General features: G+C 68.4%; 12 protein-coding genes and 2 pseudogenes. 5 read left to right on the top strand and 9 right to left on the bottom strand.

Translation table 11 applies throughout. From position 1 onward, the window contains the following. Positions 1-857 precede the first annotated feature (857 nt). Entirely contained in the window at positions 858-3,569 is a 2,712-nt protein-coding gene (locus ACGFIV_RS04440; RefSeq protein ID WP_392831865.1) for a tetratricopeptide repeat protein, read from the top strand. Positions 3,570-3,589: 20 nt separating this feature from the next. On the opposite strand, the gene ACGFIV_RS04435 is transcribed toward ACGFIV_RS04440, so the two are convergent. Beyond that, positions 3,590-4,423, bottom strand: a complete 834-nt coding sequence (locus ACGFIV_RS04435; RefSeq protein WP_392831863.1) for a serine/threonine protein kinase — start codon at positions 4,421-4,423, stop codon at positions 3,590-3,592. On the opposite strand from ACGFIV_RS04435, the gene ACGFIV_RS04430 reads away from it, so the two are divergent. Genes ACGFIV_RS04430 through ACGFIV_RS04415 form a run of 4 tightly spaced genes read left to right on the top strand, consistent with a single transcriptional unit; the run spans position 4,361 to position 13,254 of the window. Further along, complete coding sequence (locus tag ACGFIV_RS04430) at positions 4,361-6,052, top strand: PD-(D/E)XK nuclease family protein (protein ID WP_392831860.1); 1,692 nt, start codon at positions 4,361-4,363, stop codon at positions 6,050-6,052. The genes ACGFIV_RS04435 and ACGFIV_RS04430 overlap by 63 nt on opposite strands. Continuing rightward, a complete protein-coding gene (locus ACGFIV_RS04425; RefSeq protein WP_392831858.1) occupies positions 6,049-7,074 on the top strand; it encodes a hypothetical protein in 1,026 nt (341 codons plus the stop codon). Before ACGFIV_RS04430 ends, ACGFIV_RS04425 begins: the two co-directional genes overlap by 4 nt. Continuing rightward, on the top strand, positions 7,067-10,600 hold the full coding sequence (locus tag ACGFIV_RS04420; RefSeq protein WP_392831855.1) for a hypothetical protein: 3,534 nt from the start codon (positions 7,067-7,069) through the stop codon (positions 10,598-10,600). The genes ACGFIV_RS04425 and ACGFIV_RS04420 overlap by 8 nt, the downstream gene beginning before the upstream one ends. Next, positions 10,588-13,254: a pPIWI_RE module domain-containing protein gene (locus ACGFIV_RS04415; RefSeq protein ID WP_392831852.1), complete on the top strand. Its 2,667-nt coding sequence runs from the start codon at positions 10,588-10,590 to the stop codon at positions 13,252-13,254. The genes ACGFIV_RS04420 and ACGFIV_RS04415 overlap by 13 nt, the downstream gene beginning before the upstream one ends. Before the next feature lie 65 nt (positions 13,255-13,319). On the opposite strand, the gene ACGFIV_RS04410 is transcribed toward ACGFIV_RS04415, so the two are convergent. From ACGFIV_RS04410 to ACGFIV_RS04375, 8 genes and pseudogenes are all read right to left on the bottom strand, one after another. After that, positions 13,320-13,604 (bottom strand): transposase, encoded by a 285-nt coding sequence (locus ACGFIV_RS04410; RefSeq protein WP_392832072.1) that lies wholly within the window; start codon positions 13,602-13,604, stop codon positions 13,320-13,322. 68 nt (positions 13,605-13,672) lie between these two features. Further along, a pseudogene (locus tag ACGFIV_RS04405) lies at positions 13,673-14,173 on the bottom strand (transposase); the annotation flags it as partial. Between the two features lie 307 nt (positions 14,174-14,480). Continuing rightward, positions 14,481-14,846 (bottom strand): hypothetical protein, encoded by a 366-nt coding sequence (locus ACGFIV_RS04400; RefSeq protein ID WP_392831849.1) that lies wholly within the window; start codon positions 14,844-14,846, stop codon positions 14,481-14,483. Positions 14,847-14,910: 64 nt separating this feature from the next. Further along, complete coding sequence (locus ACGFIV_RS04395) at positions 14,911-16,203, bottom strand: TIGR02679 family protein (protein ID WP_392831846.1); 1,293 nt, start codon at positions 16,201-16,203, stop codon at positions 14,911-14,913. Further along, positions 16,196-20,254, bottom strand: coding sequence for a TIGR02680 family protein (locus tag ACGFIV_RS04390; protein WP_392831844.1), 4,059 nt, complete (start codon positions 20,252-20,254; stop codon positions 16,196-16,198). Before ACGFIV_RS04390 ends, ACGFIV_RS04395 begins: the two co-directional genes overlap by 8 nt. 10 nt (positions 20,255-20,264) lie before the next feature. Beyond that, positions 20,265-21,641: a TIGR02678 family protein gene (locus ACGFIV_RS04385; RefSeq protein WP_392831840.1), complete on the bottom strand. Its 1,377-nt coding sequence runs from the start codon at positions 21,639-21,641 to the stop codon at positions 20,265-20,267. Continuing rightward, positions 21,641-23,086, bottom strand: a pseudogene (locus tag ACGFIV_RS04380) (TIGR02677 family protein); the annotation flags it as partial. The pseudogene ACGFIV_RS04380 and the gene ACGFIV_RS04385, both read right to left, overlap by 1 nt. Before the next feature lie 257 nt (positions 23,087-23,343). Then, the gene (locus ACGFIV_RS04375; RefSeq protein WP_392832069.1) at positions 23,344-23,538 is read right to left on the bottom strand and encodes a hypothetical protein; all 195 of its coding nucleotides are present in this window, start codon (positions 23,536-23,538) and stop codon (positions 23,344-23,346) included. Between the last annotated feature and the right edge of the window lie 889 nt (positions 23,539-24,427).

Genomic DNA, 24,427 nt, shown 5'->3' with positions numbered 1-24,427 from the left:
GACACTGCGGCGGACTCCAGACCCTTCCGGGTCACCCCAGCCCTCACACTGGCCGGGCACTTCCCGTGCGGTGACGACGAAGGGGGCAGGCCCGCTGGAGGTCAGCGGGCCTGCCCCCTTCGTCGGGTGTTCGGAGACCCGCAGCGGAGCCTGCTCTCGACCTGAAATCACACCCAGTGACGAGATCACGATCTCTGCGCCAGAGCCAGAACGGCGTGTCCGCTAGCACAGCGCCCCGAGCAAGCAGGACCAGCCAGCCAAACACCCGGCCCACCATCAGGTACAGCAGACAGAACAACACGACAGCCGAGCCTAGCTAGAGGGCCAGGTCAGGTGATCGGGACCAGTTCTGGCACCGGACACGCTCTCTCCACACGGCACGTTCCATGCGTCCACAATTGATGTCCCCAGTAACCACGACCGGGAGGCAGCCCGGCATCCAGACCACCTCCCGGCTCACTTGGCTATCTCAGCGGGTGGACCAAGCCTCGGGTTGGTCCACGGGGCGCGGCTTGTTAGGCGGCAGGCGGGGCGCTGGACGAGGCCGCCGCGGGCGTCGTGGGGGGACCGTCGCCTTGATCGGCCGATCGATCTTAGTCCGTCGGCCGTCGCGCCTATCAGGCCGCCTCTGTGAATAACTCATGATTATCCCCTTTGCTCATTACGCCCATAAATGTCGCATTCATGGGCATTTGGCCGCCATCTGAGCGGCCAAGGCGTTGACCACAGCGTTGCAGATAGGTCCCGGAATCACCAACCGGCAATCGTTAGGCGAGCGTTAATGGGGTGGTGGACATCCATGTCATGCTTTGCGGTGTCAAGGAGCACGCAGGACACGTGAAAGAAGGTCGAGCAGCATGGACTGCCGCGTGCTCGGTCCGGTCGTCGCCCTTCGAGGAGACGGGCAGGTCGAGCTGACATCAGGAAAAGCCGTTGAACTGCTCGCAGTCTTGGTCTTGGCGGAGCAGCATCGCGCATCGCATGAAACCATCGCTCGCTATTTGTGGCCTGGTGAGGCATCCAACGGAAATCGAATCCGTCAGTGCTTCTACGTTCTACGGCAGCACCTCCCGGATGCTGCACACCGCAAGGAACGTGGGTTCTGCCAGATCAAATTCCGGCCGGAAGACATCGACTACGGCAGGTTCAAGAAGTTCCTCCATGCCGCTCAGATGGCCGAGAACCCCAGCCAGCGACTGAAGGCGCTCAAATCGGCCTATGCCGAGTGGCGAGGAACTCCTTTGGAGGGCCTGCCCGGACCGGCATTCCAAGAAAAGCGGGACGAGCTCATCGCCGAGCTGCACGATCTCGTCGCTGCGTGCGTCAGCGCAGAGCTGGACTGCGGCCAGCCGTTACCCGCGCTCAACCGGGTCCACCTGGCGATGGACCGTTGGCCGGAGAGCCTCACGCTCATCGACCTGAAGGTGAAGGCCTTGCATGCGCTCGGCCGGCTGGACGGGATCGAACCTGCGCTCTCCTCATGGGAGCAGCGATCCGGAAAGAGTGCCTTCCACCTCCTCCTGTCAAGCAACGTGGCGACGCTGAACGGCTCTACGTCCCTAACGCAAGCGGTGCCGGGCCGAACACGGCCGCGGCAGCTCCCGCCTCATCCCGTTGAGATGATCGGCCGTGGCCGCGAGCTCAAGCAACTGGAGGCCACGCTCCTGGGGCGTACGCCCGGCCGCAGCCGCATCGCAATGCTTGCCGGCCCACCAGGCGTCGGGAAGAGCTTCCTTGCCACCTGGGCTGCAACCCTGGTTGAGCAGCGCTTTCTCGGTGGCATCCTCCATGTTGACCTTGGCGGATTCTCTTCACGGGAGCCTGAACGGCATGGCCCCATTCTCGCCAGATTCCTGAACGATCTTGGCGTGCGTCCGGAGACCCCGACGCTGGATGGGATGGTCTCCGCCTATCGAAGCGCGCTCGCAGATCGCGCGATCCTGGTGATCTTGGACAATGCGCTCGACGAGGATCATGCGCGCCTGCTGCTACCCGGGCCGGGGGCTAGTGCGGCCATCGTCACCAGCCGACGGCACATGCATGGGCTGGCGATCCGGGAAGGCGCTGAGCTCATCGACCTCGCCCCGATGGAGCCGCAGGACTCCATTGAGCTCTTGCGGACCCGGATGGGCGAGGAACGGATGCGCATAATTGCACCCTTCCTCGGCGACATCGTCCACCTCTGTGCCGGAATTCCGCTGGCGCTAGCGATCATGGCTGCGCGGATCGCCTCACGGCCAGCTCAAGCCGTTGGTGGCATCGTCCGTGAGCTGCGTCAGGAAGGCACGACGTTGCGATCCCTGAACGCAGGTACGGGAACTGAGAGCGTACGCCGCTCGATCGAGAACTCTCACAAGCATCTGACGGCTCTGGCAGCAGCACTCTTCTGGCAGCTCGCACTCCATCCCGGGCCGACCATCAGCTGGTCGGCACTACGGGCACTCATAGGAAACGCCGGCCAGGCGAGCGAAGCACTCGATGAACTGATGGCTATGAGCTTGGTAACCGAGCCGGTGTTCGAGCGCTACGCCATGCATGACTTGGTGCGCGCCTACGCCGCCGAGATGGCGGGCACGAAGAACGAGGCCGAGCGGGCCACCGTGATGGAGCGTGTGCTGTCGTTCCTGCTCCACAATGCTTGGAGCTGCGATCGCAAGCTGGATCCGGGCCGGCGATTGCCGATCGGTGAACCGCAGGCCGTCGAAGTCGTCGCTCCGGCCGGAGCGGCCGAGGCGATGGCATGGCTCGAGACCGAGTACTCAACCGTCACGGCGGCCATTCGGCTGGCGAGTCGCCACGGCCTCGACCGCTACACGTGGCTGTTGGCGATGACCCTGGTGACCTTTCAGTGGCGAACGGGCCGCGGTCTGGACGCGATCGAGCACCTGACCAATGCCCTCGCTGCGGCAGAAAGGGTTGCATCACCTCGGGACGTGGCCATGGTTCACCGCATGCGCGCGGGAACGCATAGAAGTCTGGGAAACCTGAGGCTTGCGATACACGAGCTGCGTAACGCCGTACGGCTGAGCGATGACGGCGGGGACGCCTCCGGCGCCGCCATGGGGCACCATATTCTCGGTGTCGTGCTTCGGGAGAGTGGCGCGCCTGGCGAGGCGCTGAAGCACTTCGGCACAGCCCTTTCCGTGTTCACCCAGCTCGAGGATCTGCTCAATCAAGGAGCCGCACTCAACGGCATCGGAAGCGCTTACTACGATCTTGGCCGATTTGGCGAGGCCCTGGATCACTGTCGCCGCTCACTCGACCTCCTGAACACCACTGACGACCTCAACGGCCAGGCTCACGCATTGTTCAGCCTGGGTCGGATTCACGGGGCTCTTGGAGACCATGAGAGCGCGATCACCTCCTTCAAGGGCGCCCTCAGTCTCTATCGGTCGCTGACGTACGCCAGTCGAGAGGCCAGGACTCTGGTTTGGCTGTCGGAGGCGTTTCGGAGCGGAAGGCAGCCGCAGCAGGCAGGCGACGCACTTGATCAGGCCCTGACCATCATGCGTCGACTTGGTGAGCGCGACCCCGAAGCGAGCGTCGAGCGTTTGCGGAGTCTCCTATGACATGGCGTGGTCTCCCCTGCTCAGGATGCCGACAGGCCCTGACGAAAGTAGGCGGTCGGGTCCGGCCGAGTGGCTTTCGGTGCGACGGGAGCGCCAAGAGGCGGCAGCATCGGCCGCAAGATGTTCAGAACCTCCTTCGGGCCATCTGGGCGCTCTCGTGGGGCGATCGAGACCATGGCCAGGCCGAGAGCCCACAGATTTTCCGGCATCTCCGGCCTGAAGTCTTGGGGGAAAGGCCGGGCGGTCCGGTCGAGAGGAAGGTCCAGTCCAGCGTAGGGGAGCTCCGCGACCATCATCTCGAACAGCATCGCTCCAAGAGGAAAAACATCGGTTTGCTCATCCAGCCGGGCTGTCTGGTCGTACTGCTCAGGCGCAGCGTAGCCAGGGCTGCCACAGGGAGAAAAGTTCGTCTCCCCGATGGGAAGCGAGATGCCTACATCGAGCAGGCTGAGTTGTCCCCGAGCCTGCATCATCACGTTACTCGGCGTGACATCGCGATGGACATATCCGCTCGTGTGCAACTCCGCGAGAATCTCGCACAGTTGCGCGATGACGCATACGGCCGCGATGGATTGAACCGGCTGGTGCGCAACTATCCAGTCCTTCACGGTGATTCCGTCTACGAATTCCATCACGAAGAATCGTCGGCCACATCCTTCGCCGAGACGGCCGATATCGAGAACACTCGGGATCCCCCGAATCCCTGGGATTTTCCCTAGGCGAAAGTACTCGTCTTCGATCCCATCGCCCATCTCGCCAAACCCAACGGTGGATTCGAAAGCGCGGGGCAATTGAAACTTGACCACAACCTTCCGGTCAAGGTGTTCGTCCCGGGCCGCAAATATTTCGGCCATACCACCCTGTCCGATCTTTCTCTGCACTCGGTATCGCCCATTGAGAAGAGTTCCGATCACCGATGTCCTGACCCCAAGCGAGACAACCCGAAGAAAGAGCAAATTATGGCAGAGAAATGGCCGCCGGACGGCATGATCCGCAGTACGGATGTCGTCAGTATCCGTCTCAGCATGTTCGGACCCGAGCGCTACAGATGCCCTGCGGCAGACGCTCTCCAAGCCCATGGGTTCGTGCCTCGAAAGCGAGCCGCGAGGAAGCCCGAGAAGCTGGAGCAATTCCCTCACGGGCCATTCATGGCGGCGCTCGACCAGGTCGAACGCCCAGCAGACGAGCCGCTTAGCCAGCGCCGCTCGCACGACGGGGTGCGGCAGTGGACCCAGCACGCGCTGGCGATGTACGGCAAGGCGTTCCCGCCGGCTTCGGATCTACGCCCTGCACGCCGCCATTGGGTCTACCGACACCGGCGAGGGGACGGTGTGAAGTACCAGATCAGCGCATGGGGGCGATGCTTCGAATCTTCTGATGGACGTCAGCGTGAGCTCCGCCTGCCAACCAACAGGTTGCGTCCACGCACCAAGGTGGAGCGTGCCGTTGCCGCCCTGATCACCGCGGAGGCGGATCCCGATCTTCGGCTCGAACGGGTGCGCGTCGTCCAGTTCTCCTTGTCGGACGGACAGGTGGATACGATCTTCGACGGCACCCGAGAGGAAGCGTTGTCCGCGTATCGCACTGACGGTGCGCGTGCCGTGCGTGCGCTCCTCGACAACCGGGAGTACCAGCCGGGGAGCGCTTGCGGGACGTGTGCCGCGTCGCCTGTCTGTCCAGCCCTCCCTGCAGCCCCTGGCTTGCTCGGCATTTCCGATCGCACCAGGCCACGCCGTAGCTGGTCACCAACCACAGGCAACGGCTACGAGAAGTGCCCAGCCCGTGCGCACATGCGCGGCTTACGACTGCCGGTCAACGACGCTGTCGAGCGGAATGCGGATGCTGAGCGTGGCCGCGCGATCCATGCCTTTCTGGCCGCACAGCACCGTCGGCGGCCGAGCAGGCCGTGCGGCTTGGATATCCCACAGGACTGGATGCCTGACGGTTTCAAGCTTCCCGTCAAGGAACAACGGCTCGGCGCCGAGCTGCTCCGACACCATGCCGAGGTGTGCCCCATGCGCATGAGCGCGTCGGAATCGGAGATTCGGATCGAACCCGCCCTGGCGTTCGACGATTCCGCAGCCGACCTGCTCGTCCTGACCGACCCCGATCTCCTGTACCAGGACGGAGACACCTGGGTGTGGCGAGAGACCAAAACGTCCAGGTGGAATCGCCCTTGCCGCGATGTGCTGACCAGATATCCCCAGGTTGCCCTGGCTGTCCGGATCATCGGAGCCGGCCTCCTGTCCGGCCCCAGTCTCAGGGGACGAGTCGAGCTCGAACTGCTGCAGCCTGCCGGGGTCGACTTTCATCTGATCGACCCGTTCGCACCGAGTGTGCGATCGGCAGCCGAGACGGCGCTCCGTGAGCAAGTGTCGGGCTGGCATGCCGATGGAGCCTTCGACGCCGTACCTGGCCCGGAGTGCAAGACCTGCGAGGTGTCCAGGTGGTGCTCCAAGCGGGCAACGGAGGCGGCTCCGTGAGCGTGCCCGAGCCGGGGGACCTTGCGACTCTGGGCATGGTGGCTCGCGGAGTGATCGACCTCTCGTCGGTAACCCATGCCTCGTCCTTTCGCCTACCTTACCCTCAGAGCCTGCAACGCTCATTGGACAGCATGGTGCTAGCGGGTCTGACCCGGGGCTCGGCCGTACCAAGCGGAGTGCCTGGTCTGCTGGCCTGGTGCCGTGAGCTCGAACCGGCGGCGTGGCCGCTCACACTGCCGGTGAACTTCCTGGCCCCTGACACCCGTCTGATCCATCGCATCGCGGGCGAACCGACACGCGCCTGCGCTGAACTTACCAGTCTCGATCGGGACGGTCTTCCCGAGAAGGCCGATGCCATGCTGAACGAACTGCTGACCGCATGCGGGACTGTGGAACGTTTCATGGCGTGCCGGTCGTTCCTGCTGCACCGGCCGGTCATCCTTCGCCATGATCCGATGCGGATGCGCCCGACCACGCTTCCGATCTGGAAGTTGGTGAGGCATCTTTACGAGCCGGTGCCGGAACGATTCGTGATCGAGGGGCTGCTGCACCAGTGCAAAGGGTGCGGGTTGTTGGCCAAGGCCCTTCCCTCACAACACCCTTGGTGCGAAGGCGGCTGTCCCCCCGAGCTCGATCGACTCGAAGCGACCGACCAGCCCAAGCGTGCGCTGGCTCTCGACATCGCCTTGCGCCTCTTCCTGTGCCTGCCGGGGCTCACCGAGCCTGACGGGCCCTTTCCGCCTCTTCTGCCTGAACGGGGTGTCCGCCGCTACATCGATCGAGCCGGGTTGCCCCACGCGGTCCTGTTCCAGAACTTCGAGCAGCCGGGACCCGCCGCACTACGGGCAGTGCGAGTCGCTTCCCTGCTCGGCGAGCCGCTGGACGTTGTGGTGCCAGACAGTACGGCGACGAGACCAGGCTACCTGCGGAGCTTCGACAGCGCCCTGCCGGGCGACGTGAAAGTACTCCTGCTGTCGGAGAGCCAGTTCGACGCCTTGCAGCCGAGGAGGAGTGATGCGTAGCACCGAACAGTCCCTGCGCGAGGTGACCATACGACTGTCGGATGCTGCACCGGACATAAGAAACGATCAGCTGACATCTCTGTGTGAGATCGAGGTGGGCCTCCTCCTTCAACAGCGCCTCTGCCCTGGCGCACCAGCGGCGGACGCGTGGGTGCTCTTCAGCGGCTTCCCTTTCGCGGCTGCCTGGGGGGCTGCCGACGCCGCGGCGCAGAAGACTCTTCGAACCGCCAGGTACACACTGTGGACCTGGGGACGCCGCCGAGCATGGGCCGACGCCCTCCAGAACTATCAGCAGTACGACCGGCTGTTGCGCGGCTACGACGTGGTCGATCCGGATCTGGCGGCCACCCGCCGTACTTCGCTGTCGGTGGCTCCAGGCCGCTGGGAGACATACGAACGATTGCTGCAGGAGGCGCCGTACTTCGCCGGACGGCCCGTGGCGTTCGCGGGTGCGGGACGGTACGCCTTCCCTGTCGGCCGGCATCTCACGACCGTCGAGCTGCCTGACCAAGCCATGCCTGCGCCCGTTCGCCACGATCTCTCTGCACGGCCGGCGAGCGAGGGGCGGCCGCTGACCTTCACTCGCGACGAGCTTCTGGAGACAGCGGCGTTCATGGACTCGATCGCCTTCGCCAAGTGGGTGGAGCGGCTCGAAGGGACCCACTTCTTCAGGCAGCGAAGCAGTGGATTCCACCCAGCCGAGGAGTTCGAAGTGGCCCGGCTCCAGCACCTGCTGGGGATCGTGGGTGCCGGCAAGAGCACGTTGCGGGACGTGATCACCGTCCACCTGGCCCGCCGAGGCCACCGGACGACGGTCGTCATCGGCGATGTCGCGGAGCAGCTGAAGCTGGTCGACCTCTACAACACCTTCGTCCCCGGATCCGCCGCCCCAGTCCTCGGGACGTCGAGTCGCCCTCAGCATGCCGAACGCCTGCACCGCCGGTTGGCCGACCGCGGTGGGCTCAACCTTCTGGTTCAGGACGACCCCGGCTTCGCGTATCTGAGCACGTCCTGTGCCCTTGACGCGCTGCGGCTCGACGACATGCCTTTGGGGTACGGCGAGGCGCCGTGCCAACGGCTCCAGCCGCCCGACAAGCGCGGCGGCTTCACCGAAGGCCCTTGGAAGCAGCCCCGGCGGGCTTGTCCGTTCTGGACCGGCTGTCCGCGACACCATGCCGCTCGTGAGCTGGTCGATGCTCTGATCTGGGTCGCGACACCGGCGAGTTTGGTCGATGTGGCGGTGCCCTACCCGCAGAACCACGAGCGTGTCCGCTATCTGGAGTTGGCCTGCCGCCGAAGCGATTTGGTGATCGTCGACGAAGCCGACCGGGTCCAGATGCAACTCGACCGGATGTTCGCCCCCGCTATCCCGTTGATCGGTGGTGGTCCCGACACACACTCCTTCCTGGACGACGTCAACCAGCACCGAATTCGGGAACTCGCCGGTGCCGGACGCATCCAACTGTCGGACCGCGATGTGGAGAACTGGTCGGCCGCCGTCAACACCACGCAAGCTGCGGCAGATCGGCTGCTGGCCATGCTCGTGAGCGACGTCGGGCTACGCAATTGGGTCAGGATCGGATACTTCAGCGCTTGGACGCTCCAGCTCCGATTGATCGAGGAGCGATATCCGGTTCCCGATAATCGCGATCGTACGGCCCAGCAGGCCACGGCAGGAGAATCCGCCCACCTCCAAGCTCGCCGCCAACTGACTGACATCCTCGACGCGTTCCGTGACAACCCCTTCGGCGATCGACGACCGCCGACCGAGGAGAGTGCAGAGCTCACGAGCTTGCTGGGCGAACTGCTCCATACCAACAACAGGGCGCGCACGAGAGGCCGGTTGGTAGAGACGCTCCGCAGGCTGTTCGACTTGGATCCGATCCTGAAGCAGACCGATCAGGGCTACGAGCGCTACGAGCAGCTCCGCACCCTGGCCGGTGACGGACCGTCACCTGAGCCGAAGCGCGCCAAACCCGATTCAGAGACAGAGCGGCGTCGCCGGCGGCGCGCACTTCCGGCTGAGCCCGACGAATGGCTCGAACTGCTGGCGATCCGCTTCGAGTTCACCTTGCTGCTCAGCGCGATGGAGCCCAAGCTGGCCCTGATCAACGCCATGTGGCCGCGAGTGGCCGTGGCGCTCAAGCTCGGCTTCAACGAGATGTACCGCAGACCACTCGACTACGGACCCATGGTGCCGGAAGCCCCGATGGGCAACGTGATCGGATTCCAGTTCATCATGCAGGGGCCGGACCCTGGTGGTGTGCGCAGTGGTGAGCTGCGTTTCTTCAGGTGCAGCGGAGTCGGCAGGGAACTCTTGCGCGCCATGCCGGGCCTCCCCGAAGTGGACGGCCGTCCAGGTACCAACGTTCTGTTGATGTCAGGCAGCAGTTGGGCGGGCCGCTCCAGCCGATACCATATCAAAGTCCCCATCGGGGTGATCATCGAGCCGGATCCGAAGGAATTGGACCACATCGCTGATCAGAGCCGATTCCGCATCGAGTTCCTTCGCGACGGCTGCAGGTGCGGGATCCGATGCCAGTGCGACGAACCCTGTCAGCCCTACCGCATCTCCGGTGAGCCTCTCACCAGGCGAGGCGACATTCTCAGACGTATGGCCGTCGCCCTCGGCAGAGACGACGAGGGGATCAGCAAGCTTCAGAGCGAGCTCCTCAAGCTACCTGAGAGTCGCCGCCACATCCTGCTGCTCGTGGGCAGCTACGAAGAAGCCAAGATCGTGGCAGACGCGCTCCACACGCTCAACGCGCGCTGGAGGGGGCGGGTCCGCCGGCTGATCCCCGACGACGAGATCGAGACCGGAAGTCACCTGGACGACGACGAGCATCATGCGCCCGTTCTGCGTCGCGGTGACGTCGAAACTCTGGCCTCCACCCGAGCCGAGATCCTGGTTGCTCCTCTCCTCGCGGTGGAACGCGGGCACAACATCCTCGACGTCGACCGCCAACATGCCGCGATTGGATCGATCTACTTTCTGGCCAGGCCCAACCCGCGCCCCGATGACCTCGGTCTCGCCGTGCACGCGATCAACGACTGGATCGTGCGTGCCGTCGAAAGCGGGGAGTTCGCCTCCTGGGTGCGCGGCGAAGCCACTCTGGGCCAGGGCGCCCGCGAAGTCAGGCACCAAGCACGCTCCCAGTGGTATCGCGTGCTTGCCAGGAGCATGGCGTGGAGTCGCCTGGACAAGGATCGCGAGTCGGTCACCTGGGACTTGCTCGTGCTGATCTGGCAGGTGATCGGTCGTTCCGTGCGTGGCGCGGTGCCCACCCGTGTCGCGTTCGTCGATGCCGCCTTCGCACCCAACCTGGCGATCGGTCAGTCCGACACTCCGGAGACCAGCCTCCTGCACAGCATCCATGCGGTGCTGAGGCCGTACTTCACCTCGAATGGTGACGTGCCTGAGATCGACCGTCGCATCGTCATGGCGCTCTACCGGCCGATGTGGCAAGCACTCGATCAATGCCTGACCCAAATCACGAAGGAAGGGGTTTCCCCGTGTATCACCTGATCAACATGACTGCCTACGAACCGGACCCGGACGCCGGGCCCTGGCACGAGGACTATCGAATCCTCACGTTCCCGGACGAGTGGAGGATCCCCTTCATGGACCTCTACCGAAGGCGGTGGCGCCGCGACCAACCAGTCAGCCTTCCCGTCAGCAGTCTCAACGATCTGCTGCGCTCCACCGCTCCAGGGCTGGTCGCCACGGGACGGGGAGCCGGAGCGAGCGCCGAGGTGCCCTGGTTCTACTCGATCGACGAGATGCCGATCGAGTTGGTGACCACACTTCTCGCCTCCTGGGTGATGACTTTGCCGCCCGACGATGAGGATACGGAGCAGCGGTCCGCACTCGATCAGGCACTGACCCTCATCGAAGATTACGAGCCGGACTGGCTGTCCGAGACCGTGAACCTCACCGCCGCCGATACCTCCCCTGGCGGCAGTGCTCGTCCTGAGCAGAGGCTCTATCACCTCCTCCCCGAGCGCATCGGCGCCAGGCTCACAACTCGGCCGATGACCCTCAACGGCTCCAGCCTGTCGTTCCGGCTGGTTTCCCGCGACCAAGGTGTCGAGCTCGTCAGCTGGCCTCCACAGACGTATGTCCGGAAGAGGCAGATCTGGCGCTACTCAGCCGTCATGACTATCACCGTGCAGACGGTACCGTTCGCTGCACGCTTCCGGGTGCACGTCTCCTACGGGATCCGACGATGGGCCACCCAGGCCCCCGTCCTGTTGCCGGATGGTCGTGGCGCCTCGGTCTTGCTCGACGCACCCTTGCCATGGCTGGACGCAGCCAACACGAGAGACCGCCTCGCTCTCAACTCGCTGGCCTTCGATCGCAGTCTCGGCGTCCTGGCATGGAACCGGCGGAGCCTTGCCGAGCTCCTGCCAGGGCTTGACCTGGTCCACTCTTACCCGAAACCCGCCGAGCTGACTGCTGAGCCGGTCACCTGGATGGAAGGACAGGGCGGAGTCGCGGCAGGCATCGTGTACAGCACGGCGATGGGCACGCACGGCGTCGGGGCCGGCCTCATGCCGCTCGAGCGCTCCCTGCTTGATCGCTGGATTGAGGATGGTCTCCGCCCCTACTTCCGCCGGGTCGCCCCTCTCGAACGGGTACGCGGAAAGTCCAAGCCGGTCCTGCTGCCTGCGAGGTCGAAAGACCCGATCAAGGAGGAGTTGCGTTCTCGCCGGCTTGTCCAGGCCCGTCGTGCCGCGGTGCGCGCGGCGCTGGGCGAGCAACCCTTGCTCATCGATGTGCTCTGGCAGAACGAACAGACTCGTGACGAACTGGTCGAGGCGATTCGCGAATGGCTGGAGCTTCCGCCCATCGCCGCCGGGGCCGACGAGCACGAATGGCAGGTCGGCAACCTAGGTGTAATCGTGCGAACTCGGCCGCTGGAGAACCTTGGCGCTCCCCTGAAGGCCGACCGCAGGACAGGCCAGTCACGCGCCCAAGCGCTGGCTCACGCCATCCGGGCCCGCTCGGCCGAGACCGCAGCCTACCTGGGCCCTGGCACGTCCACTGCCCAGCTGGCCATCGTCGAGACCCTGGGTCCCGACCGGTTCACGGCACGGGATTCCGATCCCAAGAGCGCTCTTCGACACGGATGCGCAGCGGCGGGCAGGGTCAGCCAGTTCATCGTCGTCCCGGAAGACTCAGAGGAACCCGTGGAGCGGCGCGCCCTCTCGGCCGTTGCCGACGGTATGCGACAACTCGGCGCTGTGGTCCCGCCTCAACAGCGGCTGGGCGAGGAGCTGGCCCCTGACCTGCAGTACCTAGCCCTCTGGTACGTCCGTCGCCAGGCCGGCGGACCGACCCGGCAAGCAGGGCAGTATCTGGTCGCCCTTCGGATACGCCCGGACGACGAGCACCATCCTGTGCGTGGCTGGGACGACGCCCGTAAGGAGTGGGTGCCGTATGCCCAGCTACTTCTCACTCTCATCGCCGGTGGAGCCGCCGAGGACATCCGGACCGCCGCGGATCGACGCGACGCGGTCCAGCGTCGAATCCGATCCTTGCTCTACCAGGTACGGGATCGGCCGACTCTTCTCCTGGTCAACAGCGGGAACCTGCGTGATGCTTGGCCTGGTCTCAGCAATGGGCAGCTCGTCAGGGACAAGATCTCTTTCGACGGGGATCGGGAACCCTCGTGGATCGCACTCTATGGGCCAGACCTTCGCGTGGTGCTGCTCCGTGATGCCAACAGCCGGGAGGAGACATCGCAGTGGTTCGCACCCGGCGCGAGCGAGGACCTCACGCCTGGTCTGGCGCAGGGTCTATGGTGCACGCGAAACGCGGACGAGGACAACCGGGTGTTCGCGAGCACCGTCGACAGACCGCCCGCGGGACGCAAGGTGGCTCGCGACCTCCTCAAACTGGTTCCCACTGAGTCGTGGCCCCACGCCCCGGCCGCTACGGCATCGAATCCTCAGGCTTTGGAGCTGACGGTCCTGGGTTGCTTGTCCAGAGCTGTACTGGAGGCGTCAGGGCGCTCCGATGTACGCCCGGACCAACCGGCGATTGTCGCGGCCTCAGCTCATCAGTTGCGATTTCACGACGAGTACCACCCGCTCGGCCGACCGCTGCCGCTTCATCTGGCTAGGCAGGCCGAGGAGTATGTCCTGCCTCTCGCTCGCGAAGGCAGTTACGAGGGATAGCACTGCCCGGCTCGACGGATCCATCCCTTCCCGCTCCCGGCCGATAGCCTCGACCTCACGACTGTTCACCAGCCTCTGACAGAGTCGAGCAGAAACGCCAAGCGGGGAAGGACCTGCTCAGCGGCGGTGATGAGGCCCGGCGCGCCGTCGGAGACGATCAGCAGCGGCGGGCGCAGGCCCCGGGCGGCCAGATCGGTCAGGAAGTCGTGCCAGGCGTCGGCGGACTTCGATCCTGCCGCGGCCAGACCGGCGAAGACCGGCTTGCCCTCGGTGGTGATGCCCCAGGCGGCCAGGACCGGCTCGGCCCGGCTCCCCTGATGCATCCTGAAGTGCGAGGCGTCGCAGAACAGGTAGTCCAGCTCGATGCCGGACAGGTCGCGCCGGCACCAGGCGTCGTACTCGCCACGATGGCCTGGCAGATCGTCGAGACCGCCGACTTGGACAGCGCGGCCTCGGGGCCGAGCGCGTCGGCCAGGGAGGCTTGGACGTCGCGGACGGACAGACCGCGCACGAAGGCGGCGATGACCAGGGTTTCCAGCGCGTTGGTGCGGGTGACGCCGGTGCCGAACAGGCGGGAGGCGAAGGCGTCGGTGGTGCCGCGCAGTTTGGGGCGGGCGATGGTGACCGGCCCGGTGGTGGTCTTGATCGTGGTCGGGCAGTGGCCGTTGCGGTGGCCGGGCCGTACCACGGCTTCTTCGCCGCTGCTGGTGAGGGTGGCGGTGCGCTGGTAGCGGGCGCGGCCGAGGAAGGCGTCCACCTCGGCTTCGACGGCGGTCTGGATGATCAGCCGGGCGCCGAGACGGGCGACGTCCTCGATGACCTCGGCCAGGTCACGGCCCTCGGTGAACAGGGCGTCGATCTCGGCGCGGATGGCTTGAACGGGCGGTAGTGTGCGTGCCACGAGCGTAGGTCCTTGCATGGTGCGAACTTTGGACGTTCAGCACGGCAACCTACGCTCGTTCACTTTTACAACGCATCCCGGACGTGACCCGACCAGTCTTTCCGGCGAACCCCATGATCGGCGTAGCACGCGATGGTCAAGGAAACGCGGTTGCTCGGTGGTTGCTCGCATGTACGCGGCACCCCGGGGAAAGCACCGGCACGGTCCGGCATCCCCACAGGGGTAATCGCGGACAGATCCATAGAAAGCGGCACGTCGCGACAGCGGACGGCAGCGATCAAGGGCACTCATAATCCGTGGGTCGTGGGTTCAAGTCCCACCCGCCCTACTCAATCACCCCATATATGACCTGAGGTTTCTCGCGGATGGTCAAGGTCTGGGCGGCCAGGCCAAACGGGGCGGTGCGCTGCACGACGGCCAAGAGCTCCTCGCCCCCACCTACCTCGACCTGCCCACCGCGCCCATCGGCGGCCTGGTCGACCCGGCACCCGAAGCCCCGCTCACCAGCCCTCCTGGTCCCCGAACTTCTGATCACCGACGCCCCTGACCCCAACGACTTCCCCGAGATCGGCATCCGCAGTTCCTCGGGGCCGTACGCCGCCTGGAGCCCGGAACAGCTGGTCCCGTTGCGGGAGACCGCCACGAGCGGTACCGGCTCGTCGGTGATCGCCGCCCGGCGCTTCCGCAGCACGGCCAGATCCTGCCCGATGACTGCCCGAGCGTGGTCGTCATGGATGAGGTTCCCTATCTCATGATCAACGGGATGGTGCCGAGAGGTCGCCGCAAAGCGCCGGGATGAGGCGTTCCTCCATGACGGCCCTGCCTTCGGCGGCCATCGCCTCCGCCAGAGCCGGATCCCATGGGCTGTCGGACGGGCCGCCGATGAGCGGGGTCGACTCGCCCAAGGCCAGCCCGGCCGTGTAGTCGGCGGCACCCATCCGCCAGGGCGTGGCGCCGTCGCGGACCGCCGCCGCCACGATGTGCAGGCCCGTCCAGTCGAAGTCGGCGCGCCAGCGCAGCCGCGACCCGGCGGCCACAGCGGCGGCGAGCAGCTTGTGACAGGCCGCGGACGGAACGCCCTCGGTGCAAACGAGCGCCGCGGACCGGTTCCCGAGTTCGGCCGCGGCCACGCGCAGGACCGCCGGGTTCTCGCAGACGAAGATCTCCCGAGCAGTGGGGACGACGGGGTGGGCGCTCTGCTGCTGAAGGGTGAGCCGGAACGGGATCCCGGAACCGGCGGCGTCGTTCAGCCAGCGGGACACCACATCGTCACCTCGGGTCCGTACGTTGAGCAGCAGCACCTGGCTGGCCAGGTCGTCCACGATCACCCCGGCGGACTCCCACAGCGCCCGCTGCCCCGCCCGGCCGGAGGGTGGCGCGGGCGAACCCGAGTTGAGGGCGAGGGCGCGCAACACCAGCGTCGCCAGCGGACTGCCGGGGGTGAGCGCCTTGGTGTCGCCGGTGGCGGACGCGGCCAGGACGGGCAGCGGGACGAACGTCGCGGGCAGCCGATCGAGTACGGCGGTCGCCTGCCTGATCAGGTGGCCGTCGCCGCGCCGGATCAGGCGGGTGAGCGTACCGTCCGCGGTCAGCGCCGACAGCCATTCGGCGAACCAGCCCTCCCCGGCCGACCTCGCGGTACCGGCCGACGCCAGCAGCGCCTGCCTGGCGGAGTCCTCCGCAGCGCGTTCCGCGTGCCGGTCCCTGACCGGGTCGCCCAGCCGGGCCAGCGTCTGGCGCAGTCCCATGCCGTGCATCCTGGTGAGGGCATCGTCCAGGCTGGCCAGCGGGACTGTGAGCCTTTTGACGTTCTCAGGCCGGTATGTTCCGGTGATGCCGATGATCACCCGCCGCTCGGCCTCGGACGGGGCGGTCAGGCCGACGGAACCGTCGAGCGCGCCGCCCATCCGCTCCAGCCTGCGCCGCGCCGCGGCCAGCACGCGCCGCCAGCCGTCGCCGCGCAACTCCTCCAGCGCGGCCGGCCGCGGCCGCCCAGTGCCCGGCGCGGAGCCGGGACCGCTCGTGCTGTCGGCACGCGGCTCACCCAACGGGGACCCGCCGCACCCCGGGGGAACCCAGCGCCGAGGTCAGGTCGTCCGCGTCGTCGGCGAGGAGTTCCACCCCGTCCCAGACCAGCAGCAGCGCGCTGACCGTGTGCTCCACGGGAGAATGTGCCAGGTCGTAGTGGGCCGCGGCGGGTACGGCGGCATGCGTGGCCCACAGGTCGTACCCGGTCATGAACAGGTCCAGGTCGAACTGGGCGGCCAAGCTCATCAGCTCACTGCGCCCATTGTGGTCCACTCCGGCGAACGCCTCGTCCAGGGCGAGCAGCCGGGGCGCGTCGGGACGCGCCGAGTTGAGCATGGCGTGTGCGGCGGCGAACAGTGGCAGGTGCAGTGACACCGACTGCTCCCCGCCGGACAGCCGGCTGTGCTTGGCGCGAGTGAGGCGCTCCTCCTGTGTTCCCCGGTCCCCGGTGCCGGGGCGGACGAGCTGGAAGGTGAACTGCCGCCACCGCCGGTAGTCGAGCACCTTGGTGAGCAGCTCCCGGTAGGGCAGTTCCCGTTCGCGGGCCCGCGCGTTCTTGATCTGGGTGGCGAAGTGGGTGCGCATCCGGCTCAGCTGCTCGGGGCCGAGGGTGGCCGCGTCCGCGTCGAGCAGGCCGCAGACCGCCCGCTGCTCGTCCTCCAGATGGTCGGCCTGCTGCCAGCTCACCCCGACCGTGGTCCCCGACGACATCCGGCGGGAGCGCATCTCGGTGTTCATCCGCCGGATCAGGTCACGCGCGTCCACGGTGCGGTCGTGGATCTGCTGGGCCAGCCGGGTGAGCAGCGCGTCCTCCAGGATCCGCTGCTCTGACTCGCTGAGCAGCTGCTGTTGGTCCCTGCGAGCGGTGGTCATCTTCACGGCGAACGCGCCCACCGGCAGCGGCCCGTCCTCGTCCGCGATCCGGACCACGATCACGCCGTCCGCGCCGTCCCACTCGGGCCGGTAGTCCTGGCCGGCGGCGGCGAGCTGCGCCTGGAGGTCGTCCAGCGCCTTGGTCAGCCTGGTGGTGGACTGCTTGAGCGAGGTCTCGGTGGGGGTCAGGTCGCGGGTCATGGTGAGGATGGCCTCGTGCACCGCGATCACCGCGTCCGGCAGGCGGTCGTCAAGCCAGTCCGCCTCCTGTCCGGGCCAGGTCAGGCCGGGCGGGCATTTGAGCACGTCGAGCAGCTCCCGCTGGGCGAAGGGGGCGAGCCCTCTGGCGGTCTCCCGCTCCTCGGCCGCCGCGACCCGCAGCGACTCCCGCGCGGCGTCCAACCTGGCCCGCGCGGTGGCGTGCTCGGCGAGCGCCGCCCGCTCGGTGTCACGCGCCGACTCCGCCGCGCGTGCCGCGGCGGCGATCCCGGTCTCGGCGGACTCGATCTCGGCCAGCACCTGACTGGCCTGCGCGCCCATGGTCTGCCGGAGGGCGTCCAGCTTGGCGGCCTCCTCGGTGTGCCGGCGCCGCGCGGCCGACTCGGTCAGCTCCGCCGCCGCCTCGTCATCGGCCGCCGCCTCCAGCCGCTCCGTGCCGCCCTCGACCGCGTCGCACTGCCGGGCCTCCTCGCGCCGCCGCCCGATCAGCAGACTCGCCGTGGTCTCGAACCGTCCCACGGCCGCGGCCACCTCGTCCGCCCGGGCGGGGTCGAGGCGGCGCTCGGCTCCGATCCTGCGCACCGCCCGCTCGGCCGCGCCACACGCGGCGACGGCCTCATCGTAGTGGCCCTGCGCGGCGTCGGCGGTCTCCCTCGTGGCGCGGAGCCGCCCAGCGGCCCCCTCATGCTCGCGCAGGGCCGAGACGATCGGGCCGGTCCTGGGCAGCGCGGCTCGGGCGGCGGCGATCGCCTCCAGTGCCGACTCGGCGCGGGCGGCCCGCAGGTCGAGTTCGGCGACGGTCTCGGTCAGCGCCGCGATCCTGTCGTCGCATTCGGCCAGCCGCCCGGCCCTGCGGCGCGCACGGGCGGTCGCCCCGACATACTCGGCGTGCCGCTTGCGGTGCGCGCCGACCTGGACTCCCTGCGCGAAACGGCCGTCTGGGGAGATCATCGGCCGGTGGTCGCCGTCGCCGTCCCGACCAAGCGCGACGGACCGCAGGATCGCCGTGACGCGCGCGGCGGGGACCAGGGTCTCCTCCTCGGGGACCAGCAGGTCGGCCAGGCTGGGCGTCACCGGCGGGCCGGGCGCCAGGTATCCCTCGGAATCCCCCGCTTCGACGGCCGCGGGCTCCGGGGTGACCCAGGCGTCAAGCAGGTTGGCGGCCTCAAGCGCCGCCTCGACGGCGGCGGCCTCCTCCTCGCCCACCTGGTCGGCGAACCGGACCAGCCGCCAGAACGGGGCTCCAGGCCGGCGGTCCCGGTCCGCCGCGCGGGCGGCGAACGGTGGCGGGGCGTCGTCGCGCTCGGCCGCGATCTCCGCCCGCTCGGCCCGGACCTGAACCAGTTCCCGCTCGGCCGCGGCCCGCTCGCCCCTCAGCCCGGCCTGGGTGTCCCGTAGATCCTGTACGGCCTGCGCGGCGGCGCCCCAGAACACGGCCTCCAGACCTGCCGCGTCCGGCTCACCGGCCTGGTCCAGCGCCGCGGCCAGCGGCGCAAGGTCGAACCCCAGCTCGGCGAGGACCTCACGGTGGCGCTCGGCCCAGCTGTCCAGCAGGGTCGCGGCCTCCTCCCGCGCCGCAGCCACCCGCCCGGCGGCCTCGGCCTCGGCCCGCTCCGCCCGCTCGACGGCGCCCACGGCCTGTTCGAGGGCGATCCTGGCCAAGTCACGGGCCTGCTCGGCCTTCTGCCTGGTGTCGATCGCCGCCCGGACCGCGCGCACGTCGTCGTTGCGGGCGGCCACCCGGCCGCCCACCCGGTCGGCGAAGCCCTCCGCGCCGGCGTCGGCCGCGCCCCAGCCGATTCCCGCGGCGGCGGCCTCGTCGGCCAGGTCGGTGGCCGTACGGGTGACCGCGCCCGCAAGCTCGGCCAGCACCCGCCGCGCGGCGTCCAGTACGGTCCGGGCCTTCTGGGTGGCGGCGGCACGGCGGTCCAGCTCAGCCTTGGCCGCTCTGGCGGTTTCCTCGCACGTCCGTACCAGGCGCTCCAGGTCGCCGAGCTGCTCGACGGCCTGGTACCCGGCGCTGCCCTTGAGCTGCTCCAGCCGGGCCCGCAACCCGGCCAGGCCGTCCTCGGCCGCCGACAGGGCCTGCCCGGCCTCCGTCTGGGCCAGCTCGGCGGCGGCCACGGCGGCCACGGCCGTGCTCAGCCCCGCACGCTGGTCCGTCACGTGGGCGCGGCGGCGGGTCAGCGCGTCGGCCGCCCAGCGTGCGTGCGTGCGCAGGTAGGTGGTGTAGCTTGACAGGAACGACTGGGTCGCCTCGTCCGCGGCGACCAGACCCTCCAGGGTCCGCTGCACCGTCTCCATATCGTCGAAGGAGCGGGACGCCTCGGCGATCAGGTCGTCGTCGATGGGGCGCAGCCCGTCGGTGAGGGTGTCGGAGAGCTTGCCGGGGTCCAGGTTCTTGGCGAGCTGCGGGCGGCGCAGTGTCAGGATGAGGGTGATCAGCTGCTCGTACCGCTCCCTGCCGAGGCCGAACAGCCGCCGGTCGATCGCGTGCCGGTAGTCGGACGCGGTGGGGACGACGGCCTGCTCGCCCAGCTCCTCGATGAGCTGCTTCCTGGTCATCGGCCGGTCGTCGGCGGTGAGCAGGGAGAAGTCCACGCCCACCCGGCCCTCGGCGACGAAGTGCCAGCGGATCGGCGTGTCGCGGTGGCGCTGGGCGTGCATCCCGACCCCGAGGGTGACCGCGTCGCCGGTGCCGCGGTGCCGCAGCTCCAGCCAGACGTAGCCGACGGCGGTGTCCTGCCCGCGGAAGAGCAGGTTGGACTTCATCGTCCGGTCCTCGGAGGCGAACGGGTTGAGCCGCTTGGGGTCGATTCGCCCATCCAGGACGAAGGGGAAGAGCACCTCCAGGGCCTTGGTCTTGCCCGAGCCGTTGGGGCCGCGCAGAATCAGCCAGCCGTTCGCGAAGGTGAACTCCTCGTCCCGGTAGTCCCACAGGTTGATGATCCCGGCACGGGTGGGCGCGTAACGTGTCACTGAACCTTCTTCACTCGCCTCGGGGAGAACGCTGGTCGGCCGCCGCGCCGGTGGAACGGGTGGCCCGGGATTTCACCTCCGCGGTGGTGCCGCGGTAGCGGGCCAGGAGGGGCAGCGCGAGCACGCCCCCCTCGACCCTGACGACCAGGCGCAGCGCGACGAGCAGCCGCACCGCCTCGCGCAGCAGCCGCTCGGGATCACCGCGCCAGGCGACCGAGAAAGCCGTGCCATAGGCGTCCATGAGCCCTTTCATCGCGGTGCGCAGCCAGGCGTCGGTGACGAACGGGTGGGTTGCCACCGTCTCGCCGGGCTCCGGGTCAACCGGCTCGGCCGGCTGGGCCTCGCTCAGCCCCGCCAGGACGTTCTGGACCGGCAGCCCCGTGTCGATGCGCGCCGCCAGCGCCTCGGTGCGCTCGGCCGACGTGGGCGCGGGCAACGCCGATGACCGCGACCCCGCGACATGCGCGGCGATCCGGGCCGCCAGCAGCAGCGCCGCCTGAGCGGGAGTGCCGCCGCCGGGAAAACGCAGGTCGGACAGGCGCCCGGAGGTGTCCACGAGCGCCACCCCTTCGGCGCGGCGCTCCACGGTCAACCCGGTCAGCCGTTCCAGATCTTCGGCGAGGCCGGGGTGGCGGAGCTGGCCGCGCAGCGACTCGCCCACGTCCGTGTAGTAGGCGACCGGGTGCTCCAGCACCAGCCGCCGCGCCCGCCTGGCCGCGGCCTCGCGCACCCGGTGCACGCCCTGGGCCAGGCCACGGTCGTGGTCGAGCAGCCCGGTCACCGAACTCATGTGCTGCAGCACCCGGCTCGGCAGGTAGACGGCGAAGACGATCTCGCGGTCGATGTCGTACAGCGCCTCGGCGTGGTCGGGGCTGCTCACCCAGTCGGCGGCCGAACCGTCGGCCAGGGTCAGCGCGCCGCGCTCGGCCAGCCAGGTCACCGCATCCACGAAGGCGTCCCTGTCGGACTTGCGCTCGGTGTCCAGGCCGAGCCCGTCGATTCTGGCCGCGTCGGCGGCGACCGCGTCCGCCAGTTCACCGAGCGCGATCTGGGTGCCGGAGCGGCCGAGCGCGGCGAGGGTGAGCACCAGATAGGCGTACCGGCGGCGGTCGAACGGCCGGTCGGTCCGGGTCCGCGCCGGGCGGGTCACGTCCAGTTCGTCCTGTACGCGCAGCAGTCGCGCGGTGTTGGCCGTGGTCACCAGCCGGTAGCCGAGCACCTCGTGCAGGTCGGCACGGAGCTGATTCGCCCAGCGGCGGATCAGCGGGAGCGCCGCCCGGTTCGGGTGGGTTCCGGTGATCAGGGCATTGCCGAGCAGGAGCCGTACCGCCCGCTGGTAGTCGGCCAGCTCCAGCGGGCTCACCTGCTCGGCGACCCTGCCGGCCATCAGGACACCTCCAGCGTGACACCGGACAGGTGGAGCCGGCCGCGTACGGTGCGGACCACGGTGGCGCCCTCGCAGGGGTGGAGCGTCAGCCGTACGCCGTGCGCGGACCCCGTGGCCGCGACGCGCCGACTGGTGGGAACCCGGGCGGCGAGCGCCTGGTCGAGCAGGCTCAGCAGGGCCTGGGTCTCCGGCTCGTCCAGCACCCGCTCGTACGGACCGTCGGCCGCCAGGGAGGCCGCCGCGTCACGCCGTTCCCTGGTCAGCTTAAGCTGGTCGGCCCGGAGCCGCTGGCGCTGCGCGTCGTTGCGCTCGATCCGCGCCGTGCTTCCGGTCATCCGCGGCTCCCTGCCGGACTCCACCAGGCCACGGGCGAGCCGTACCGGGTCGGCGTCCCACCAGGACAGGCGGGCGGGGATCAGCTCGGGGTCCTCGTGGGCGACCGCGACATGCCGGGGGCCGCCCAGGCCGAAAACCGCCTGGAACAACCCGTGCGCGGCGTCGTCGTCCGGGCAGGAAACGAACCACTGGGCCAGATGCCGGAGCTGGCTCTCCCGGCTGACTCCGCCGCGGCGTGCCTCGGTCACCCGCCTGAGCAGCGCGAGCACGTTCGCGATGGCGGTGACGGTCGCGTTCTGCAGCCGTTCGGCCTCGCTGGGGGCGCCGCCGGGGAGTCCCGCGTGGCCGGCCCCGAACCAGTGGACGAGGCCGGACCAGCGCCGCCGCCAGTCCTCCTCCCGTTCCTGGGGGGCGCGGAAGAGCCGGTCGTCGGCCGCCGCGGCGCGGGTGATCAACTCGTCCACCCCGGTGTCGGCCACGGCCGCCACGGCTTGGGCCAGCCGGGGGGTGTAGCGGGCCAGCTCCGCGGTGAACTCCCGCATGTGCGTGAGCAGTGCGTCCTTGTGGGAGAGAAACACCTCGGGCCGGGTGTCGTTGGTACGGGCCAGGTCTCCCAGCATCAGGTAGAACCGTGCGGCCCGCTGCGCCATGTCGCCGAGCACCTGGTCCAGGCGGCTGAGCTTGCGGTAGACCTCGTCGCCGTCGCCGGTCCTGTTGGCCTCCGCCAGTGCCTCCAGGTCGGCCAGGATGTCAGGAAATATCAGCCTTGACAGCTGAGCGTCCTCCAGGCTTGCCCCGAGCACGTCCTCAACCGCCCGGTACGCGCGATACCCGGCCTGAGTGAACTGGTACACGTAGTGCCGGTTGCGGTATTCGGCGAGGTTGGCGGCACGGGTTCCGTCGTAGCTGCGATCCAGCAGCCGCCATTCGTTGAGCGAGTCCAGCAGGGACTGCACATCGCCGAATTCCGGGCAGCCCGGGTGCTCCTCGCGGAGCTGGTCGAGCAGGGCACGCGCGCCGGACGCGTGCAGCAGCACCTGATAGTTGGCGCGGCCCCGGTCGAAAGCCCGCAGCAGCCACAGATACTCGTCGCGCTTGTCCGCGGCCGCGAAATGGAACAGCCGCATCCGGTCGTCGAGGGTGAACGCGTCGAGCCCGAACGCGTCCGCGGCACCGGGCGGGCCGTCATCCGCCGAGGCATCCCCGGGGAGAAGAATGTCGATGTCCATGGTCCCGTCCGGCTCTGAGGAACTGTTACGACCCATAAAGCATGGCGCACCCAGGCGGTGACGCGGCCCGTAGCGGAGAGTTGTGTAACCGATTCTCAATGCCGCCGATTCTCGGATGTCCGATTCACGGCGCGGCGTCACCTGTTCACGGGCGAGGCCGTCTGGTCGGTGAGCGGGCCCCCGGAGATCAGGGCGTCCAGGACCTGGAGGGCCGCGCCGCGGCTGAGCTGGTCGTGGTGGCGCTCGTTGCGGCGGGTGCGCAGACAGCCGTAGCACGAGGTTTCGGCACCGCAGTCGCAGGAGGCGACCCGCTTCAACGCGGCTTCCACCACCACGTCGAGCGCCCCGGCGACACGCAGTGCGCTGCCCGCCCCGCCGGGCACCGTGTCGAAGGATCACCACCCCGGTACGGTGGTCGGAACCGGGGTTGATCGCGCCGTCGATGTCGTCCCTGCTGATCTCCAGCCCGTCCGCGGCCCCCTCGAGCAGCGCGTACAGGGTGGACCGCCAGTGCGCGGCGGCGGTCAGGCCGGGCGCGTCGAACCGCAGCTCTAGGATGTCGGTCTCGAAGCTGTGGGCCAGTGAGCGCCACCGCAGCGGTCCGGTGCACTCGCTCCGCCGGAGCGGATTGACGTGTGATTTCGCGGACTTCCCGTGATTCGGTGTGCCCCAGCCGCACCAGTCGCAGATCAGGAAGCCGCCCCCGGTCGGGCCCTCGGAGAGCACGACCAGCCGGCCCCGGGAGCCGGAACGGCACCAGACGGAGGCCGCCCCCGGGGAGGCCCAGCGGCGTTCGGCCAGTTCCTCGCCCAGGGAGACGATGTGGGTCGAGCCGTGCCACGAACTCTTCGGCGGAACGGCGGCGGGCTTGCCGGTCCGGTGGTCGGCGACGAACCCGAACTCCGGCACGTAGTACTGGCGCAGCGCTCCCTCGGGCGCGCTGCCGCAGGCGGGGCAGGCGCCCGTCAGCGTCTCGTCGCCCTCACGGTAGTGCTGGCAGGTCCGGCAGACGGTGTAGTGCCTGCTGATCAGTTCCCGCCCCGGCAGCCGGTAGACGCCCGCCGACCGCCAGAGCACTCCGCCCGCCACCAGCTCGGCGCCCGGCGCGTACTCGTAGATGGCCGAGGACAGGTCGCGGCTGAGTTCCAGCCGTGCCCCCACCTGGCTGTCACAGTGCGCGGTGCGCAGTTCCACACTGTCCACGGGGAAGCCGTACTTGGG

The sequence above is a fragment of the Sphaerisporangium sp. NPDC049003 genome (genome assembly GCF_043197795.1).
Lineage (GTDB): Bacteria > Actinomycetota > Actinomycetes > Streptosporangiales > Streptosporangiaceae > Sphaerisporangium.
Note: the sequence above shows the minus strand (reverse complement) of the source record. Positions and strands in the feature narration are given on the sequence as shown.

Bases quoted from the DNA above. Each gene is read 5' to 3' on its own strand.
- ACGFIV_RS04420 (WP_392831855.1), top strand. From the start codon at position 7,067: ATGCGTAGCACCGAACAGTCCCTGCGCGAGGTGACCATACGACTGTCG.
- ACGFIV_RS04435 (WP_392831863.1), bottom strand. From the start codon at position 4,423: ATGGCCGAAATATTTGCGGCCCGGGACGAACACCTTGACCGGAAGGTT.
- ACGFIV_RS04385 (WP_392831840.1), bottom strand. From the start codon at position 21,641: ATGGCCGGCAGGGTCGCCGAGCAGGTGAGCCCGCTGGAGCTGGCCGAC.
- ACGFIV_RS04440 (WP_392831865.1), top strand. From the start codon at position 858: ATGGACTGCCGCGTGCTCGGTCCGGTCGTCGCCCTTCGAGGAGACGGG.